Here is an 18506-nt window from a genome sequence, read left to right as displayed (position 1 = left end):
TATGGCAATTTATACCCACCATCTTCCGGCATGGAAACGTGAAGAAGTTGAGCAGATCAAAGATCTCGCCGGCAAGTATACACTCGTCGGCTTAGTTGATGTCTACGGTATTCCCGCAAGACAGTTCCAGCAGATCCGCAGAAATCTGCGCAGCAATGCAGTTGTGAAGGTTGCAAGAAACACTCTTGTCGAGCATTCCCTGAATGAACTCGGCGGTCACTTCGTTGATCTGAACGAGAAGGTTTCCGAGCACTCGGCGCTGATCTTTGCGAACGGCAACCCGTTCAAACTGTTCAAGTCCCTTGAGCAGACAAAGACAAAACGCTCCGCCAAAGCAGGCGAGATCACTCCTGAAGACATTGTTGTTCCGGCAGGACCAACTACCTTTAAGCCCGGACCGATCGTAGGAGAACTCCAGCAGGCTGGTATCCCGGCAGCCATCGACGGCGGTAAGGTCAAGATCAAAGAGACCAAGACCGTTGTTAAGGCCGGTCAGGCTATCAACAAAAAACAGGCCGACGTACTTTCCAAGCTTGGTATCAAACCAATGCCGGTCGGTCTCTCCCTCCTCGCAGTATGTTACGAGGGAGATATGTATCTGCCGGACGTCCTCTCAGTAGACGACGAGGCATACAAGGCAAAGATCACTCTCGCAGCACAGCAGGCATTCAACCTCGCAGTCAACGCAGCAGTTCCAACGGCATGTGCCGGAGTTACTGAAGCTCAGATCGCGAAGGCCGTCCGTGAGGCAAGAAACCTCGGTGTAGAAGCATCCATCTATGAGAAGGGTGTCATCGAGCTGATCATCAGCAAGGCATACAGACAAGCAAACGCCCTGAAGGCAATTTAAACAAATACAAAGGTGAAATCAAAATGGAGTATATATACGCAGCTCTGTTAGTTCACTCCGCAGCTAAGACTGTGGATGAAGAATCGGTAAAGGCAGTTCTCTCTGCCGCAGGTATCGCAGTCGACGACTCCCGTGTCAAAGCATTAATTGCAGCACTTGAAGGTGTTGACATTGAGGAAGCAATCTCCAAGGCAGCAGCAGCACCCGTAGCAGTTGCAGCAGCACCGGCAGCAGCAGGCGCAGCAGCAGCAGCAGAAGAGGCAGCAGAGCCCGAAGAGAGCAAGGAAGAAGAAGAAGAGAACGCCATGGCAGGCCTTGGCGCCCTCTTCGGCTAAATCTTTTTTTTATTAATCCGGCAGTATCGAGCCGATCCTTTATCGTTTGTTCCGGTGTTTTTTAGCAACCGATGGGTTTATGAAAAAAAGGTGTCAGAAACGTTCTACATCAGTATGAGAGTTTCATTCTCAAGATTTTTATTCCATCTGCGTGTCTCCACAGGAATCGTCTCCAGCTGCGTGAGTATGTTAATCTCATCTAAAATATCGCGCCGGTCATAGAGATAGAACTCCACCGGTTTCCAGAGAGCGACCCAGCCGATCACCACAAAACTCTGTCCGATAGCATACAGTATGTCATTTTGGTCGTAGGTGCTTGTAATAATACTGCTGAGGATAAGGCATATCACCAGAAATATCAGACCGCGGAGGAGGTATCGTCTTCCTTTGCTCATCGAAAGCTTATATTTCTGGTTTTCCGAGCAGTGCCTCAGAGCAAAATGCGAATGGATCGCCTGTTCCATATCGGCCCGGATCTCCTCATCATCGTAAAGTGTCCGTTCCAGATATAAAATGATCTTGGCAGAACTGCGTTTATCATTCGGCATGTCCTCAAGGGAGTCCATGATATATGTTTCTGTTGCCTGATTGATCTCCTTTTCATCATTCGGCGCCGGGTCGAGAAAATTATAAAACTGGATCTGATGGGTGATCCGCAGTTCGATTGCTGTCCATGAGTCATGTAATCTGCATGACGTCATATGCGTCCCTCTTTTGCGAGGATTCCGGCGGTGATTACCTGTCCGCAGGAGATACATCCGTCACCTAACGGATAGCGGGGATTTGTCAGGCATGAAACGCCCGATTCACGCAGGGTCAAAATGATCGTCTCCCTGATCTGGCGGTTGATCGCGACCCCTCCGGAGAGCGCTGCTTTGCGTATCCCGGTTTTTTCCACGCCTGCAAGTGCCAGCTCTGCTATTCCTTTCGCGAGCGAGGTTTGTATCGAAGCTGCAATATCTTCTGCACAGATCCCCTCGCTCATCATCTCCATTCCTTCGCGTAAAAGGGCCGGGGTCGACAGAACATCCCTCCCATCCCGTGATTCGATAGTGATCTCCATCGGCTGGGCAACGCCTCGTGCTGCATATGCTTCCAGCATCATTGACGGTTCGCCGTCGTAGGTCCGTTCCCGGCAGATCCCGAGTAATGCCGCCGCTGCGTCCAGAACCCGGCCCGTCGAGGTCGTGACGGGAGTATTGAAACGCTTAGCTGTCTGCTGGGAAAGGATCCTGAGAGCCGTGTCGTTCCATCCTCTGCTTTGGAGAAGTGCCAGGGTCTCTTCTGTTGGAAGAATGCCGTAGAGCATTCTCTCCGGGAATTTTGTTGCGAGGTCCCCTCCGGGCATCATGACCGGTTCGAGATGGCCGGTTCGGATGTATCCGTTTGCCGGCGATCCTGCAAGGATCTCCCCTCCCCAGATGGTCGCATCGTCCCCATAGCCGACACCGTCGATCGCGATACCCACGACCTCTCCGGTGGTCACCGAGGCGATATGTGCGCAGTGATGCTGGACCGGGCATAGGGTTGCCCCGTATCGTTCGGCGAGTTCCTGAGCGACCCGCGTGCTCAGGAATTGCGGATGGAGGTCGTGAGCAATGATTTCGGGAACCGATCCGGTAAGACTGGTCAGTTTTTCGATCGTCTCCTCTAAATATGCCACGGTCGGGGGGTTTCTGATGTTTCCGATATGCGGCGAAGTTATCAGAAATCCGCCCTTATAGATCGTTGCATTCGCGTTCAGTTCCGGGCCTACCCCGAGGATCTGCCTGTCCCCGAGATCCATTCTGGTTCTGAGCGGGGCAAATCCCCGTGACATTCGAATCAGATACCCGTCCCGAACGACAGAATCATCGCACCGGTTCACGATCTCCCGGCCGTGGGTGAGAATATAATCCGCGACCCGCCCCATCTTTTCGATGATGGTTTTCGTTTCGGTGATCATCGGTGTTCCCGGAGAATTCGCACTCGTCATTACCAGAAGAGGGGACCTGAGTTTTGCAAAAAGCAGATGGTGAAGTCCGGTGTACGGCAGCATGATCCCGAGATTATGCAGGCTCGACAGGGACCCATGTGACTCCGGATCAAGCTTGTCAAGGACCATGATTGGATGGACAGGTCCGTTCAGAAGTTCCCACTCATCTTTTGTCGGTTCGACCACAAACTCCCGAATCGTTTCCGGTTTCATCATCACGGCGAGCGACTGGTTCGGCCGTCCGAGATTTTGTTTCAGGCGTTCTGCCGTTTTTTCAACACAGCAGATATGAAATCCCCCAACCCCTCTGACGGCAACAATATTTCCCGCATCCAGCAGCTCTGCTGCGGCGGCTATCGGATCGGCCGTCTGCACAAGCTCTCCGGATCCTTTCAGGAGAGAAAGTTTCGGTCCGCATTCTGTGCAGGCGATCGTCTGGGCATGATGTCTTCTGTTTCCCGGGTCTTCGTAATCGTTCAGACATGCTTTGCATACAGGAAATTCATCCATGCTTGTTCGTTCCCGGTCGTAGGGAACGGATTTTATTATGCTGTATCTTGGTCCGCAGTCGGTACATGACGTTGCCCAGTAACCGAAGTATCTGCTTTCCGGGTCCATAATATCGTGCAGACAGTTTTCGCAGGTCGCAATATCAGCCGGAACAAATCCCGTCCTCGCCCCGTCCTGACTTTTCAGAATAAAAAATCCTTTTGGCGGGATCCAGTCAGGCAGAGGTTGGACCGATACCGAATCGATGACCGCCATCTTGGGCCCTTTTGCCACTTCACGGGAGAACTCATCGAAATTTTCCCCGCCGGCATCGATCTCCACTTCACTTCCGTGATTGATGACCGTTCCGCACATTTCGTAGCATTGTGCCAGCGCATAGACAAACGGGCGGAACCCCACTCCCTGCACGATTCCGCGCAGGATTATTTTACCTGACTTCATCAATCCCTCTCAAAAAGGATTATAGAATCACAGACAATATAAGTGTAGGGTTTTGTGCCCCACATATTTTCTTTGTGGAGCGCCCATACTACAGAATAGGAGATATACCATGCCTGATGATCCATTAACCAACATCCTTCGCAGTAAACGTGAAACGACCAGATTCCAGGTCTTAGTCGAGGTTGCCGAGCACCAGCCGTCGATCCGCCAGCAGGAGATCGCGGAAAAGCTCGGCGTCACCCCCCAGGCAATATCTGAATACGTTCGTGACCTCGCCGAAGAGGGGTACATCAGCGCTGAAGGGAGAGGGCGGTATTATGTCACCCACAAAGGGGTCGAGTGGGTCCTGAACAATGCGGAGATCCTGGAATCCTACGCCCGGCATGTTCGCCGTGACATCATCCATCAGGTCGTGACCTGGGCCGCTATCGCCGATTCCGATCTGAAAGCAGGCGACTCGGTCGGCGTGTACATGAAATCCGGCTGGCTGTATGCGGGCAAACGCCCTCAGACGGCAATGGGAATGGTCACGGCCGATGCATCGGAAGGAATGGACGTCGGCGTAGCCCGACTTGCCGGCATCATCGAACACACGGAAGGAAAAGTGGACGTTGCCAAAGTTCCGCGCATCGAACGCGGCGGCTCAAAGATGGTTTCGACGGAAAAATTCCTCTCTCTTGCAAAGAATGCGGATATCATCGCAGCCGTCGGACTTGAGGCCTATCTTGCCTGTAAAAATTCAGGCCTAACGCCGGATATGTTCTTCGGGGCGCGGGAAGGGGCTGTTGAGGCGGCATTCCACGGGATGCGCTGCCTGATCCTGATCGTTGACGAGGAGTTCACCGATTTCCTGAAACGTCTGGAAACTGCGGGTCTTTCCTATACGATCCACGAACTGGTGACTGAATAACGTGACGACCATCGTTCAGCCCTGGAAAAAAGGGTATAAAGTCTATTTTTGTGACGACGCAAAGGCAGGCAGAATAAAACATGTAGGTACCGTCGAACTCGAAGAGACCTCAAAAGGCATGCGTCCGTCTGAGTTTTTTGTCAGAAGACCCGGGACTTCCCACGTCGAGAAGACGCCCACAAAAGAGTTCATCACGGTACTTCGGGGGAACGGTCCGATTAAACTCACCCAGACCCTGCCGGAATTCCAGGATTTTCTCAGAGGCATGCAGTTATCCTGGGAAACAACGACACTTTGCCGGACCTGTCTTTTTGACGACCGGATCACCCCCCTTACCGAAGAGACCAGGATCAGATGCGGGCAGGAGTTTGTCTGCCTTGACTGCGCAAAGCGTGAGCTCCGCCGTGAACTCGGTCACATCAAACATCTTGGAAAACGAACCCAGCTCCATATCGAAAATCTTCTCGAAGAGTATCGTGATCTGGATATGGTGCTTGCGATCCTTCAGCCTGAGTCGCTCGACACCAAAAAGACGATGTTCGACCGGCTCGAGGCGCATGATCAGACGCCGACCGAACGTATCGAAAACCTGCCGCTTCCCCGGGAATTTATTGAACGGTGCGGTGTTGAGACACTCATGCCTGCCCAGCAGCGTGCGGTCGAGTCGGGACTTTTGTATGGAAAAGATCTCCTCGTTGTCGCCGCGACGGCAAGCGGGAAGACGTTCATCGGTGAGATGGCCGGGCTGAAAAATTATCTCGAGAAGCGCGGAAGAATGCTGTTTCTCGTTCCACTCGTCGCTCTTGCCAATCAGAAGTATGACCGATTCTCAGAAAAATACAAGACCATAACCCAGACCTCGATAATGACCGGTGTCTCCCGGGTGAATCTGCCGGAGACCCGTCCTATTGGAAACCGCGGTGCAGGCGGAGGGATCGTTGTCGGAACCTACGAAGGTATGGACAATCTTCTGAGAAAGGGCATGCCGGTCAGCAATATTGGCACGGTCGTTATCGACGAGGTCCAGATGCTCGAGGATCCCGAACGGGGTCACCGTCTCGACGGACTGATTGCACGGCTGAAATATATCGCTCCAAAAGCCCAGTTCCTCTATCTTTCGGCAACGATCGGTTCACCCAACCTTCTCGCAAAAAAACTGAATGCTGCTCTTGTATCGTATGCAGACCGTCCGGTGGCTCTGGAACGCCATCTGATCTTCACAGAAAAAGACGGAAAGATCCCGTTCATCAAAAAACTGGTCTTTGAGGAGTTCAACAAAACCTCTTCGAAAGGATTCAAAGGGCAGACGATCGTGTTCACGAATGCCCGGAGCAGGTGTCATACCGTAGCCGAGGCGATAGGAGGGACCGCCGCTCCGTATCACGCCGGACTTACGTCCCAGGAACGCCGGGCAGTTGAACGGCAGTTCGAAGAGGGAAAACTTGCCTGTGTTGTCACTACTGCGGCACTCGCAGCCGGCGTGGATTTCCCGGCAAGCCAGGTGATCTTCGATGCTCTCGCGATGGGAATCGACTGGCTCTCCGTTCAGGAGTTCCATCAGATGATGGGACGTGCCGGCCGGCCTGACTTCCATGATCTTGGCAGAGTTGTCGTCCTCGCCGAGCCCGGGGCCTCGTATTCGCGTGAAACCAAACTCACCGAGGAGGAGGTGGCCATCCAGCTTCTCAAAGGAGATATGGAAGAGGTCTCGCCGGTGTATGACATCGAGGAGACATCTGAAGAGTTTGCCGCCAATGCGATCGTCTGCCGCGGACGTGAAGCAGATATCATCGCCGTTGGAAACACCATGGTAGGCGTGGGTGATGATCCCCTTGCGGAACTTATCAAACACAAACTCGTCAGGAAATCCGGCGGGGTCCTGGAACTTTCCCAGCTTGGAAAGATCATGGCCGAACACTTCATCGGTATGGAGCGGTTATTGGAGATCGACAAACTCGTTCGCGTGATGGATGATCCCCTGGAAATGATCGCTGAACTTTCCTGTATGGACGACGAACGGGAAAAGGAAAAGCGCCGGACCGACCGCCGTTCGACGGAGAAAAAGGAAGCCGCCTGGATCGGCGACAAAAAGGCTTCCGCTAAACCCGCCTCCGAGCCGGCCTGGGTTGCCAAAAAGAAGGAGATCCATGCAGCCGACAAGCATGTCCATGAGGATGAACGGCGGAAAAAAGCAGGATCCAGAAAACTCCGCCGTGAATCAGCAGAGCCTGAGCTGCCCAAACCTCCCCGCCGGGCGAACAAAGAGATGGAGGACCGTGTCGAGCGCAAAAAACGCGAAGCTTCCCAGTATATCCCTCCGCCGAAGCGAAAACAGCAGAATACCTCCGGTCCCGGCGAATCCGGATCCAGACGCACATCGTCATCCGGTGATCCGCACACCCTCATCGAGACCGCTGTCGATCTCAGACGTGCCGGAAAATATGACGAGGCACTGTCGATGCTTGGCAATTACGTTGCCGACAATCCAAAAGACAGCCGTGCCCTTGTTGAACTTGGCAAGGTGTATGACCTTCGAAACGAGCGGGATACAGCATATTTGTGTTATCAGAGAGCTGCTGCGGCCGATACCAGAAACCGTGAAGCGATCGACCGAATGAACGCGTTTTTGATCGGGATCACTGTTGACATCGACACGGACATCCCCGGCGCCGGAAAAGGACCTGCTATCGTAAAAAAGAAAAAAGAGTGAGGAGATCCTCTACCTTTTTGTATTTTCCATCCTCTCCGCATGGCTCATTTTTGAGAGGGAGACAACTTTATTCAGATCAAGACCGCAGAGTTTTGCAAACCTCGTCCCGTAATCCGGATCTGCAAGATAACAGTGGGCTGCGTGTCGGTATTTGATGTTCTCCGTTACGCCCTCCATGTTTCGTGCGGTGTTTTCGATCAGGACCTGTTTTTTATCCTCCGTCATCAGACGGTACAGATCGCCCGGCTGGTAGAAACAGTCGTCATTCTCATCATCTTTTTGTTCATACCTGTCCATATCCCCGGAAAGTTTCAGCGACGGGTCACGGTATGCCTCCTGCTGTTTCCACTCATCATAACTGTTTGGCACATACCCTTTGGCAGCTCCGTAGTTTCCATCCACCCGCATAAGTCCGTCCCGATGGAATGCATGGACGTCGACTTTCGGACGGTTGACCGGGATCAGCGAATGATTCACGCCTAACCGGTAACGCTGCGCATCGCCGTAGGAAAACAGTCTGCCCTGCAGGAGTTTATCCGGCGAAAGGCCGACTCCCGGAACGATGTTTGCCGGATTGAACGCCGCCTGCTCCACATCGGCAAAGTAGTTCTCCGGATTTCTGTTCAGTTCAAGCACACCGACTTCTATCATCGGATACTCTTTGTGACTCCAGACTTTGGAGATGTCGAACGGATTTTCTTTTCTGACTCTCGCCTCCTCTTCTGTCATGATCTGGAAGTACATCTTCCATCTCGGGAACTCTTTTCGTTCGATCGCTTCAAAGAGATCCCTCTGATTACTTTCCCGGTCTTTGCCTACGAGGATTTCCGCTTCCTGGTCGGTGATATTTTTGATCCCCTGCTGGGTCTTGAAATGATACTTGACCCATACCCGCTTCCCTTCGGCATTGATCAGACTGTAGGTATGGCTGCCAAACCCGTGCATGTGCCGGTAACTTGCCGGGATCCCCCGATCAGACATGACGATCGTTACCTGATGGAGCGCTTCCGGAAGCGAGGTCCAGAAGTCCCAGTTGTTCTGCGCGGAACGCATGTTCGTTTTAGGATCACGTTTTACGGCATGGTTCAGATCGGGAAACTGCAGAGGGTCTCTGATAAAAAAGACCGGCGTGTTGTTGCCGACAAGATCCCAGTTTCCTTCTTCGGTATAGAATTTGATCGCAAATCCCCGGATATCGCGCTCTGCATCGGCAGCTCCCCTCTCGCCTGCCACGGTAGAAAACCGGACAAAGACCTCGGTCTTTTTTCCTTTCTCGAAAACTTTTGCTTTGGTGTATTTTTCCACGTCAGCGGTCACGGTAAAGGTGCCGAACGCTCCGGAACCTTTTGCATGCATACGTCTTTCCGGGATGACTTCCCGATCGAAATGTGCAAGTTTTTCCAGAAACCACAGATCCTGGAGCATCAATGGTCCGCGGGGTCCTGCAGTGAGCGAGTTCAGGTTGTCGGCTACCGGCGCTCCGTTTTCATGAGTAAGATCCTGTTTTTTATCCATAGTATCTTCTTACTCATTTCCGGGGATAAAAAGTATTGCAATGTGGTAAAAAAATTATTGGCACTGATTGCCAAGTTCGTAGAGTGCATATAATTCATTTGCAGCATCTGCTCCGGCACGGCGCATCGCCTGTTCGATCAGAACTTCGGCACACTCGGCCGGCAGACATGCCACTCCTTCTTTTCCGATCCGGATGAGTTCGATGAGCGAAATAAACTCCTCCTCCGTGAGCCTGTTCAGCCGTGCTGCGAAATCATCCGCATCCTTTGCATAATGGTTGGCTACCGGCGGGAGGATCGAGCGAAACGCTGTTTCTGATTTTCCGCAGACAAGTGTATCACACTCGGGTGCGAGTTTTAAAAGAAGGGCTATATCGTGTTCTGATAATATACGAGACATATTCTACATTGGGGATTCATGGATTAATTAGGTTTTGCAAAGAGAACACAGATCCCGCGAGATCCGGAGAACATACAGGATCTCCCCGTCTTCCTGCCGTTCTTCTGCCGTCACGAGAGCGATCAATGCTTCTGTATGACAGATCTTCAGGACGTCATCGATCCCGGTAAGGGAGGAGATGAGAAGGAGGATCCGTCCGAATGTTGAAAGGTGAGGGGGTGCTTCGCGGATAAACCGCTCAACGACCTCCCGGCCGGTCGGCCCTCCGTCAAGAGCATACTCAAGCCAGTCGTCAAGCCGCTCTTCCGGATCCGTCGGAAGATAGGGTGCATTGAATAAGATCAGATCGAACTCTCCGCAGATCGGATCAAAGAGATCCCCTCTGATGACCTCGATACCGTTTACTTCGTGTGCATATTTTGCCGCGTGGGGATTTATTTCGACTGCGAGGACATCCGGCGTTACTTCTTTTACGGATTTTGCCACTGCCCCCGATCCGGTTCCGATCTCAAGGACCCGGTCGGCCGGCTTTACTTCGGCGAGTGCTGCTTTTATCAGGAGATACGTATCGTCAGAGGGAAAATAGATCTGGGTCCTGTCGATATCCATTATATCAGATCACTTAGCCGGTTGGCAAGCTCAATGAAATCCAGAATAGAAAGCTTCTCGGGGCGTTTGCCTGTGAGATCTTTTGGTAGACTGCCGATGAGTTTTGTTATGATCTCTTCACCGTAGATGCTTTTCATTCCTTTGAGTCCGTTCTGGATGGTTTTTCTCCGGTGGGAGAAGAGTTCGCGAACGAGAACTGCATGGACCTCGCGGTTCAGTATTTTGACCGGGGGTTCACGCGGGATGATCTTTACTACTGCTGAATCGACTTCCGGCGGGGGGCTGAACGCCCGGGGCGGAAGTTTGAGGATGAGCTCCACATCCGCATAGGTCTGCACCATTACGGAAAGTCTGCCGTACTCTCCGTCGCCAGGCGGGGACACCATGCGTTTTGCAAACTCCCACTGATACATCAGAACAGCTGTCTCGAATCCGGTTTCGAGGAGCCGGAACGTGATCTTCGATGAGATGGAGTAGGGCAGATTTGCGATCACCAGATCAAAATCCGGGAGGTCAACTCTGGAAGCATCGCCCCGGGTTATGGTCAGCTGACCTGAAGCGAGTTCATCTTTGAACCGCTGTTCAAGGTTTGGGAGAAGCGTTCCGTCCAGTTCGACCGCTCTGACATTTGCTCCCCGTTCGAGAAGAGCCGCTGTCAGGACTCCTCCGCCCGGCCCTACTTCAAGCACCTTTCGTCCCTGGATCGGGACCGACCCGGCGATAAAATCTACGGCGTCTGTATCAATCAGAAAATGCTGATCCTTTGGCGCTTTCATAAAAAAGATTATTTTGAGGTAAAGAGATGATACTTCTCTTCCGGATTCTCAAGTTCGAGCATGATCCGTTCACGGATAAACTTCTCCGGTTTCTGGAGGGTCTTGACCCGGGTGCGGATGTTCTCGAAGCTCTCAAACGGTTTTTTCTGGCGTTCTTCCAGGGTGTCGGTAAGGGTTTTCTTTCCGAATCCGGGGAGGAGATTTAACATATGCATCTTGAGGCTGATGGGAACAGCGGTGTTGTAGAACTCCACGAACCTGCCTTCAGACGCTGCAATGATCTTTTCAACTACCGGCTCAAGCTCGCCTTTCGCGGTCGGCGTCAGTTCGTCGTACGACAACCGGCGTTTTACCCGCTCGACATGTTTTCTCTCCTCTTCGCCGATGTAGACTTTGTCGTGCAGATTGATCGCGACGTCTTTTTTTGCGATGAGTTCGAGAAGTTTGAACTGGTCAGTGCCGACTGCGATAATAATCGACTCGCGCTGATTCAACGGACGTCTGTCGCTTGCATATCCCCACTGAAGATAGTCAAGGACTACAGCTTCGACTTCCTTTTTATCGGTCCTCTCAGTCTTTGGCGGCATCGCTACCACTCACTCGTATTTGTGCAGAGTGTCAAGAATCTGATCTAAATCTTCTGGAAGAAGGGTGAACCGCTCTTTTGCATAGATCGCTCTGATCTCATCACGGCTCTGCGGCATAATGTTGACGATCCTGCAGGCGATCTCCGGTTTCGTTTTTTCCATTGAGGCAAGGTCAACAAGGAGTGACTTTGCCGTTTCAACACTGCATTTACTGAGACTGTCTGCATGGTCAATACTCTTACGCAGTTCGTATGATATGCTCCGGGATGGTTCATCATCCAGTTCTCCAACCGAGCGTTTTTCGCGGATAGCAATAAGTTCTACGCGAAGCTCCGGAAGGGTCATCATATCTTCACTGATAATTTTCTTTACTTTCATGCGAGACTCCTGATAAATGTAAAATAAGTATTTGGGGGTTAATTATATTTCTGCGCCGTGAGGTGCTGCGGTCTTGCAATGACTGTTTTGGTTGCATTGCCGTCTTTGATCTCAAGGAGCCAGGCTCTGCCTCTCTTGCCGATGATCGTTCCGGTCTTGCCGTGGAATCTCGGGTGGGGCTGTCCTTTCTGAACGCTTGAGTCTAAGACAAGGTGAACTTTCTGTCCTTCGTCGAAGTTCTGAATGATCTTGGTCACGTTGGGCATTCCGCGGGTGCGCAGGGTTTTCTGTAACTTATATCTTGTTCGTTTTTTAATTCCATTGTGCTTTGCCATGTTTACTCATCTCCAATATTTGGTAATCCGTCGACCTGCACCACGTCTAATTCGACGACTTTAGCCGGAACGGCGAGGATTTCAGCAAGACTGGGGGTCGTTCGACCCCCGTCTCCTGATACGAGCTCTTTGATGTAGAGGCCGCCTTCACCGAGCACTTCAAGCCGGTAAAGGCCGTTTTCCACACCAAGAACTCCTATGTCAATGACCTGTCTCTTTCGAACGAGGTCTGCACGTCTGTGCGAGACCCGTTCAGGCGTGCGCTGATCAATCCAGGCTCCTTTGAGCTTGGATACGGCATTCTGAACATTTTCCAGAGAGATACTGTCATCTATTGAGACTAGAATCCTGTATGTTTTATGCCCTTTGTTTGATTTAAGCATTTCCACGGTTTTTTTGTCGGACCAGCTTTCAAGGACGACCCCTACTCTGGGGTTTGCAGACTCGTTTATCGCTTTTTCCAGTTCTTTTATGTCATATGTCCGCTTTTTCGGGTTCTGCATCTCCATAACAAAGGGTCTTCCGGTCCCGATCATGACTGCGTCGATGTCTTCTCTTCCCGCTCCGTGCAGGACCCCGCAGTCACTTTCGAAAATCTGTTTTGGGACTTCTGCAATGAGTTCTTCCACTGATGTGGGGTATTGTTTGCCGGTAAAGCTGCAGATTTCGCACCCTCTCCCTTTGCATGCGCGGCAGTCCCAGTGGGTCTGCGGGATCCCGCGTTCATATTTCAGATACCTGCCGTAGAAGTATAATGAGGCGATCTGGACTTCGACACAGTCGTCGGCAATATTCAAAACGATGGTGACCTCGGGATTTTTCGGATTCCCGCGTTTGCCGGTGAGAGCGGAAACTGCTTTTCCGACTTCACGGTTCATCTCGGATTTGAGGGGTTCGGGGTTTTCGAGTGAAAGGTCGGACCAGAGCATCTCTTCTGATTCAGCCATCATCGGGGGAACGCGGGTGCCTATGACGAATGTCTCGTGGTCGATTCCTTGTACGGCTGCTGCTGCTTTCTCAGCCCAGTAGGGAATCGTATCGAATAAGTCGTTGCAGACCCAGCAGGTTCCTTTTTCATAGGGTTTGTAGGGGATATTATACGCAAGGGCATGAGCTATCCGAAGGGAACGGCCCCGCTCTTCGTTGGTGAGTCCGAATGATTTTTTTGCGAACAGCCGGCCAAGGCAGTGATCGCAGATATCGCCGTACTCTAATATGGTGTTGACGAGTTCAAGCATTTGATTCTGTTATATTGGATGGGAAACCATTTAGGCTTGTTCTCCACGGCGGTCAAACTCGTTTAAGATTACGGTGATCGTGTGATCTGCATGGAGGACACGGGGGCCGACTGAGTATTTCGGGAGGTCTTTGATAAGGTCCATTTCTTCTTCGGTGAAGTTCTGATGATCACTCAATATGAAATTTTCCGGAAGGATTTTTGCTGTTCGGATGTCTTCGCCGTTTTCATCAAGGACGGCGAAGGGGTGTTCTTGAAGAAGTTTGGAAAGTCCGCTTTTTCTGATGGATATTCCGGGAGCTGCCCGCTGGTATTCCTCCTCAGGAATAGTTACGAGTGCTTTTTTGATCAGTGCACCGGCACTTCGTTCGTCGGGGTTGAGGGATTTGATCTTTTCACCGGAAAACCGGAGGGTGACTGTGTTCTCAGGGTCGGCCTGTTCTCCTCCTTTCAGGATAAGAAAACATTCGGTGTTTCGCCGCAGGTCATGGCTGAGAAAAAACGAGGCGTTGATGCATCTGCATAAAACATCCATCCGTCCGGCTCCTCCCGGCATGTCGTTTAGTGAGAAGTCGGGTGTTGTGACTGCTTTGTGTCCTATTACTGCAAACCTTATCATTGTGATACTATGGTTGGGTGTGAGGGGTGAAAAAAGTTCATCCGGGATCGTTGTAAAGGATGATGATTTCTGCAAATTTCTAGGGCGCATACTGAAATATCACGCAGAGAACTAATTGAGCAAATAAAGTATTACAAATGTACTTTTTCACGCACGTAAAAAATCCCTGTGAATGAAAACACCCTTGAAATATGCTCTGACTGGCAAAATTCGTCAAAATATCAGGAATGTACACTAAATCACTTAATCTCTCTTCTAAAGATAATACTTATATCCCGACACAAAGAAACAGTGTAAATGTCCCGAGAGGGGGCGGATATCCAGACAATGGCTATCTGCCTGGCCTGTAGGTTTGCAAAAACCGGGCCGTGGACGTGAAAAAAGCAACCGTCACTGACCATCAGCGTTTCTATTCAGTAACAAGCAGGTATTTTCAGTATAAGTAACGGTAAAACAGCCAATCCAATCACCTTACAAAAGAGGAAAAATTATGGCAAAATACAAAGATGTAATCGACCTTTACGACGACAACGGCAAGCTCTTAAAGAGCAATGTCGCACTCGAAAAGATCAGCCCGCTGGTTAACCCGGCAGTAAAGAAAATCATCGACGACACCAAGAGGACCGTCGCAGTCAACCTCGGCGGTATGCAGGAGGCTTTAAAGACCGGTAAGATCGGTAAGCACCAGCAGATCCTCGGCCGTGAACTCAACCTTGATATCGTCGGCAACATCGACGCTATCGAAGCAAAGATCAAAGAGTACGTCTCTGTTGAAGCAGGCGACGACACAGTGATCAAACGCTACAACGGCGGAAAACTTCTGCTCGTCAAAGTGCCCTCGGCACGTATTGCAGCAGCTGCGACCTACGATGCAGCTCTTACCTCTGTAGCAGCAGCAACGACCTACGCAGTTGTTGAGCAGTTCAACGTTGACATGTTCAACGCAAACACTGTCAAAGCAGCAGCATACGGTACCTACCCGGTCACTATGGATATGGCAGGCGGCGCTTGCTCCATGATCATGTCCATCCCGCAGAACAACGAGTCTCTTGGATATGCACTTCGTAACATCCCGGCAAACCAGTCTGTGATGATCACCCACCGTAATGCAATGCAGGGCGCAGCACTTACTTCTGTCTTTGAACAGGCAGGAGAGTTCGAAATGGGTGCCGCTATCGGTCCATTCGAGCGTGCACAGCTCTTACTGCTCGCCTACCAGGGTCTCAACGCCAACAACATCGTCTACGATCTTGTAAAAGAGAACGGCCAGACGGGAACTGTCGGTACTGTTGTCCAGTCCTTAGTCGAGCGTGCAGTCGAAGATAAAGTCATCAAACAGGGTGCAGCAGCAAAAGGCGGCTACTTCAAACCCTACGAGACCAAAGACCCAATGCTTTGGAACGCATACACCTCTGCCGGAACGCTTGCAGCAACCATGGTAAACTGTGGTGCCGGACGTTTCGCCCAGGCAGTATCCTCGACCTTACTGTACTTCAACGACCTTATCGAACACGAAACCGGACTTCCGGGATCTGACTTCGGAAGAACGATGGGTGTTGCAGTCGGTTTCTCCTTCTTCAGCCACTCCATCTATGGTGGAGGAGGACCTGGTATCTTCAACGGAAACCACGTCGTTACCCGCCACGCAGCAGGTGTCGGTATGCCTTGTATCGTTGCAGCATGTGCACTTGATGCAGGTACTCAGATGTTCTCTCCGGAAGGAACCGCCAAGATCTATGGTGAGACCTTCGGTCAGATCGATGAGTTCGCCCACCCGCTCCAGGCAATTGCAAAAGCAGTTTAAACCTGTACTGATTTCCGCTTAGGCGGAAAGGAACTAGAATGACAGAAACAACATATCCACAACTAAGAATCGTCCCCACGAGATTTCTGAATCCGGAAACTACCGAGATTCTTCTCGATAAAATCTGCGCAATAGATGGGATACGCCGTCTGGTCCTCAATGGTCCAAACCTTCCGGCTACCGTACCTTACGGTCCGGCCAGAGGCGAGATCAATGACAACTCGCATCGGCGCATCATAAAAGTCTGCGGTGAAGATTATCTTCTCCACGTTCAGGTCGGTGCAATTCTTCTTGAATTGGAAGATGCTTCTGTGATTCCGCTTGTCAAGGCGGCATGTGATGAGGTCTTCGCTGACAAATTCCCGTATGGTATCACCGAAGGTACCTATATGCGGTCGAACATGACTACCACCGACTATGCTAAATACGGTATTGTCGATGACAAACGAATTCTCGGAATGAGCGATCCAAAAAGCAAACAGCGCCCTATCATCCTTCAGGGAACAAAATAAAAATGCCGCTTGGTCGTGTAACACAACTCGTCGACTGCAGACAGAGTATGGGTATGGGCAAGGGGGGATCTCTTGCTCAGAGGGGAACCATCTCTGAATGTAAAAATCCTGATGTTATCATCGTGGGCATGTCTCCAGGCCGGAGACATATTACAAAACCTGTCTGCGATATTACGTCAGCACTGCGGCAGCAGGGGATCGAATACAGCGTAAGTACCTTGGTGCTGAACGCAGGCAGCGGAGTTCCACCTGATGCGGATATCGGCGGGGTAGCACTCGGCTCAAATTTCGGAATTCTCGATCGCGAGATAGAACAGATAGAACGTCACAAAGTTGCCGTTCTTCACCACGGAAACATACGGTCTCATGTGGTCCACAAATCAAGAAAGATCCTGCAGGAATGCAGCGTAAATGCTGTTGTCGTCTGCCAGGCTCCGGTTGATTATGAGGATTTTGCAAAAGCCGGTGTTAAGACCGCATACGTAATGCCAAAACCAGATGACATTCGGACCAAAGGCACGGTAATGGGACTTGTTACCGGGATAACCCGGGGACAGACGCCAAGTCGTGTGGCTATGTCAGATGTCATTCATGAAGTACTCAGAATTATTAAATCTACAAACTAGGTGAACAAACTATGGCATACAAACCACAGTATGGTCCGGGAACTTCAAAAGTTGCAGCAAACCGCCGCAACCAGATGAACCCGAACGTAAAGCTCGAAAAGATTCGCAGCGTCACCGATGAGGACATTGTCCTTATCTTAGGACACCGTGCACCAGGACAGGCATACCCGTCCGCACACCCACCACTCGCAGAACAGGGAGAACCTGACTGCCCGATCCGGAAGCTCGTTAAACCGACTGAAGGAGCGAAAGCAGGTGACCGTGTAAGATACATCCAGTTCACTGACTCTATGCAGAATGCACCCTGTCAGCCTTACCAGAGAACCTACCTCGAATGCTACCGCTTCCGGGGTATTGACCCGGGAACTCTTTCCGGTCGTCAGATCGTCGAGTGCCGTGAGCGTGACCTTGAAGGATACGCACGCGAGCTTATCGAGTCCGCCATCTTCGACCCGGCAACCACCGGTATTCGCGGTGCAACTGTGCATGGACACTCTCTCCGTCTCGCAGAGAACGGAATGATGTTCGATATGCTTCAGCGTTGTATCCTCGACAAAGACGGCATTGTAAAGTACATCAAAGATCAGGTCGGTGTTCCACTTGACCGCAAAGTTGCCGTCGGCAAACCGATGGATGCAGGCTGGCTCAAAGAGCACACTACCATCTTCAACTCGCTAGTTGGGAGTGCATACCGCTCTGACGCTGAGTACATCGCATATGTCCAGCGTATCCACGCCCTTCGTACCAAGTACGGATTCATGCCCATGGAGGCCTGAGTAATATGGCAAAAGTAGAAAAGACCCAGAAACTTTTCCTTGAAGCACTCAAGCAGAAGTTCCCAAAGCAGGACCCCACGTCCAAAACCGCTGAGTTCTATAAGTTCAACGGTGTTCGCCAGTCTCCACGTAAGATGGAGTTCATGGAAGAGAACAAGAAGATCGAAGCAAAACGTGGTATCTCCATGTACAACCCAGAGCGTTGCCACCTTGGTGGTATTCCGATGGGTCAGCGTCAGCTGATGACCTACGAACTTTCCGGCACCGGAACCTTCGTTGAGGGTGATGACCTTCACTTTGTCAACAACGCCGCAATGCAGCAGATGTGGGATGATATCCGCAGAACTGTCATTGTATCAATGGATATGGCACACCAGACCCTGCAGAAACGTCTTGGCAAAGAAGTAACTCCGGAAACCATCAACGAGTATCTCCACGTCGTGAACCACGCAATGCCCGGAGGCGCCGTCGTTCAGGAACACATGGTCGAGACCCACCCGGGACTTACCGACGACTGTTACGTCCGTGTATTTACCGGTGACCAGGAACTCGCCGACAACCTCGAGCCCCAGTTCGTCATCGATGTAGAAAAGCTCTTCCCG

General features: G+C 51.3%; 19 protein-coding genes and 1 pseudogene. 9 read left to right on the top strand and 11 right to left on the bottom strand.

Annotated elements, in window-relative coordinates; translation table 11 throughout:
- Position 1: 1 nt before the first annotated feature.
- Both EYA77_RS09560 and rpl12p read left to right on the top strand, forming a co-directional pair.
- Positions 2-850, top strand: coding sequence for a 50S ribosomal protein L10 (locus EYA77_RS09560; RefSeq protein ID WP_042697782.1), 849 nt, complete (start codon positions 2-4; stop codon positions 848-850).
- Between the two features lie 23 nt (positions 851-873).
- Complete coding sequence (gene rpl12p / locus EYA77_RS09555; protein ID WP_042697785.1) at positions 874-1185, top strand: 50S ribosomal protein P1; 312 nt, start codon at positions 874-876, stop codon at positions 1183-1185.
- A gap of 104 nt (positions 1186-1289) precedes the next feature.
- Here the strand turns inward: rpl12p and EYA77_RS09550 are convergent, their stop codons facing one another.
- On the bottom strand, positions 1290-1886 hold the full coding sequence (locus EYA77_RS09550) for a hypothetical protein (RefSeq protein WP_042697788.1): 597 nt from the start codon (positions 1884-1886) through the stop codon (positions 1290-1292).
- Positions 1883-4111 (bottom strand): carbamoyltransferase HypF, encoded by a 2229-nt coding sequence (gene hypF / locus EYA77_RS09545; protein WP_167816548.1) that lies wholly within the window; start codon positions 4109-4111, stop codon positions 1883-1885. The genes EYA77_RS09550 and hypF overlap by 4 nt, the downstream gene beginning before the upstream one ends.
- A 109-nt stretch (positions 4112-4220) precedes the next feature.
- Here hypF and EYA77_RS09540 point away from each other — a divergent pair, with 109 nt between their 5' ends.
- Together EYA77_RS09540 and EYA77_RS09535 are read left to right on the top strand one after the other, a co-directional pair.
- Positions 4221-5021 carry a winged helix-turn-helix transcriptional regulator gene (locus EYA77_RS09540; RefSeq protein ID WP_042697796.1) on the top strand — a complete coding sequence of 267 codons (801 nt, stop codon included), beginning with the start codon at positions 4221-4223 and terminating at the stop codon, positions 5019-5021.
- Position 5022: 1 nt separating this feature from the next.
- The gene (locus EYA77_RS09535; protein ID WP_042697799.1) at positions 5023-7731 is read left to right on the top strand and encodes a DEAD/DEAH box helicase; all 2709 of its coding nucleotides are present in this window, start codon (positions 5023-5025) and stop codon (positions 7729-7731) included.
- Between the two features lie 9 nt (positions 7732-7740).
- Here the strand turns inward: EYA77_RS09535 and EYA77_RS09530 are convergent, their stop codons facing one another.
- The 9 genes from EYA77_RS09530 to trmY are packed head-to-tail and all read right to left on the bottom strand — an operon-like array spanning position 7741 to position 14186.
- Complete coding sequence (locus EYA77_RS09530; RefSeq protein ID WP_095642576.1) at positions 7741-9246, bottom strand: catalase; 1506 nt, start codon at positions 9244-9246, stop codon at positions 7741-7743.
- Positions 9247-9300: 54 nt separating this feature from the next.
- Complete coding sequence (locus EYA77_RS09525) at positions 9301-9645, bottom strand: hypothetical protein (protein WP_042697805.1); 345 nt, start codon at positions 9643-9645, stop codon at positions 9301-9303.
- 27 nt (positions 9646-9672) lie between these two features.
- Positions 9673-10254 (bottom strand): HemK2/MTQ2 family protein methyltransferase, encoded by a 582-nt coding sequence (locus EYA77_RS09520; protein ID WP_042697807.1) that lies wholly within the window; start codon positions 10252-10254, stop codon positions 9673-9675.
- The gene (gene rsmA, locus EYA77_RS09515; protein ID WP_042697812.1) at positions 10254-11030 is read right to left on the bottom strand and encodes a 16S rRNA (adenine(1518)-N(6)/adenine(1519)-N(6))-dimethyltransferase RsmA; all 777 of its coding nucleotides are present in this window, start codon (positions 11028-11030) and stop codon (positions 10254-10256) included. Before rsmA ends, EYA77_RS09520 begins: the two co-directional genes overlap by 1 nt.
- An 8-nt stretch (positions 11031-11038) precedes the next feature.
- Positions 11039-11617, bottom strand: a complete 579-nt coding sequence (locus EYA77_RS09510; protein WP_095642575.1) for a DUF655 domain-containing protein — start codon at positions 11615-11617, stop codon at positions 11039-11041.
- 9 nt (positions 11618-11626) lie between these two features.
- Positions 11627-11995 (bottom strand): RNA polymerase Rpb4 family protein, encoded by a 369-nt coding sequence (locus EYA77_RS09505; protein ID WP_042697818.1) that lies wholly within the window; start codon positions 11993-11995, stop codon positions 11627-11629.
- 38 nt (positions 11996-12033) lie between these two features.
- Positions 12034-12330: a 50S ribosomal protein L21e gene (locus EYA77_RS09500; protein WP_095642573.1), complete on the bottom strand. Its 297-nt coding sequence runs from the start codon at positions 12328-12330 to the stop codon at positions 12034-12036.
- 2 nt (positions 12331-12332) lie between these two features.
- Positions 12333-13568, bottom strand: coding sequence for a tRNA pseudouridine(54/55) synthase Pus10 (locus tag EYA77_RS09495; protein WP_167816547.1), 1236 nt, complete (start codon positions 13566-13568; stop codon positions 12333-12335).
- A 30-nt stretch (positions 13569-13598) separates the two neighbouring features.
- Complete coding sequence (trmY, locus tag EYA77_RS09490) at positions 13599-14186, bottom strand: tRNA (pseudouridine(54)-N(1))-methyltransferase TrmY (RefSeq protein WP_042697827.1); 588 nt, start codon at positions 14184-14186, stop codon at positions 13599-13601.
- A 490-nt stretch (positions 14187-14676) separates the two neighbouring features.
- Between trmY and mcrB the strand changes: the two genes are divergently transcribed.
- From mcrB to EYA77_RS09465, 5 genes and pseudogenes are all read left to right on the top strand, one after another.
- Entirely contained in the window at positions 14677-15990 is a 1314-nt protein-coding gene (gene mcrB, locus EYA77_RS09485; RefSeq protein WP_167816546.1) for a coenzyme-B sulfoethylthiotransferase subunit beta, read from the top strand.
- 38 nt (positions 15991-16028) lie between these two features.
- The gene (gene mcrD, locus EYA77_RS09480; RefSeq protein ID WP_042697833.1) at positions 16029-16502 is read left to right on the top strand and encodes a methyl-coenzyme M reductase operon protein D; all 474 of its coding nucleotides are present in this window, start codon (positions 16029-16031) and stop codon (positions 16500-16502) included.
- A 2-nt stretch (positions 16503-16504) separates the two neighbouring features.
- Complete coding sequence (gene mcrC, locus EYA77_RS09475; RefSeq protein WP_095642568.1) at positions 16505-17128, top strand: methyl-coenzyme M reductase I operon protein C; 624 nt, start codon at positions 16505-16507, stop codon at positions 17126-17128.
- An 11-nt stretch (positions 17129-17139) separates the two neighbouring features.
- Entirely contained in the window at positions 17140-17904 is a 765-nt protein-coding gene (mcrG, locus tag EYA77_RS09470; RefSeq protein WP_167816545.1) for a coenzyme-B sulfoethylthiotransferase subunit gamma, read from the top strand.
- A gap of 5 nt (positions 17905-17909) precedes the next feature.
- Positions 17910-18506: pseudogene (locus EYA77_RS09465) on the top strand (methyl-coenzyme M reductase subunit alpha); the annotation flags it as partial.

Origin of the sequence: Methanocorpusculum sp. GPch4 (assembly GCF_012062385.1) — an archaeon.
Classification (GTDB): Archaea; Halobacteriota; Methanomicrobia; order Methanomicrobiales; family Methanocorpusculaceae; genus Methanocorpusculum; species Methanocorpusculum parvum.
Note: the sequence above shows the minus strand (reverse complement) of the source record. Positions and strands in the feature narration are given on the sequence as shown.

Coding starts and splice junctions, on each gene's coding strand:
- EYA77_RS09560 (WP_042697782.1), top strand. CDS start 2: ATGGCAATTTATACCCACCATCTTCCGGCATGGAAACGTGAAGAAGTT.
- rpl12p (WP_042697785.1), top strand. CDS start 874: ATGGAGTATATATACGCAGCTCTGTTAGTTCACTCCGCAGCTAAGACT.
- EYA77_RS09550 (WP_042697788.1), bottom strand. CDS start 1,886: ATGACGTCATGCAGATTACATGACTCATGGACAGCAATCGAACTGCGG.
- hypF (WP_167816548.1), bottom strand. CDS start 4,111: ATGAAGTCAGGTAAAATAATCCTGCGCGGAATCGTGCAGGGAGTGGGG.
- EYA77_RS09540 (WP_042697796.1), top strand. CDS start 4,221: ATGCCTGATGATCCATTAACCAACATCCTTCGCAGTAAACGTGAAACG.
- EYA77_RS09530 (WP_095642576.1), bottom strand. CDS start 9,246: ATGGATAAAAAACAGGATCTTACTCATGAAAACGGAGCGCCGGTAGCC.
- EYA77_RS09525 (WP_042697805.1), bottom strand. CDS start 9,645: ATGTCTCGTATATTATCAGAACACGATATAGCCCTTCTTTTAAAACTC.
- EYA77_RS09520 (WP_042697807.1), bottom strand. CDS start 10,254: ATGGATATCGACAGGACCCAGATCTATTTTCCCTCTGACGATACGTAT.
- rsmA (WP_042697812.1), bottom strand. CDS start 11,030: ATGAAAGCGCCAAAGGATCAGCATTTTCTGATTGATACAGACGCCGTA.
- EYA77_RS09510 (WP_095642575.1), bottom strand. CDS start 11,617: ATGCCGCCAAAGACTGAGAGGACCGATAAAAAGGAAGTCGAAGCTGTA.
- EYA77_RS09505 (WP_042697818.1), bottom strand. CDS start 11,995: ATGAAAGTAAAGAAAATTATCAGTGAAGATATGATGACCCTTCCGGAG.
- EYA77_RS09500 (WP_095642573.1), bottom strand. CDS start 12,330: ATGGCAAAGCACAATGGAATTAAAAAACGAACAAGATATAAGTTACAG.
- EYA77_RS09495 (WP_167816547.1), bottom strand. CDS start 13,568: ATGCTTGAACTCGTCAACACCATATTAGAGTACGGCGATATCTGCGAT.
- trmY (WP_042697827.1), bottom strand. CDS start 14,186: ATGATAAGGTTTGCAGTAATAGGACACAAAGCAGTCACAACACCCGAC.
- mcrB (WP_167816546.1), top strand. CDS start 14,677: ATGGCAAAATACAAAGATGTAATCGACCTTTACGACGACAACGGCAAG.
- mcrD (WP_042697833.1), top strand. CDS start 16,029: ATGACAGAAACAACATATCCACAACTAAGAATCGTCCCCACGAGATTT.
- mcrC (WP_095642568.1), top strand. CDS start 16,505: ATGCCGCTTGGTCGTGTAACACAACTCGTCGACTGCAGACAGAGTATG.
- mcrG (WP_167816545.1), top strand. CDS start 17,140: ATGGCATACAAACCACAGTATGGTCCGGGAACTTCAAAAGTTGCAGCA.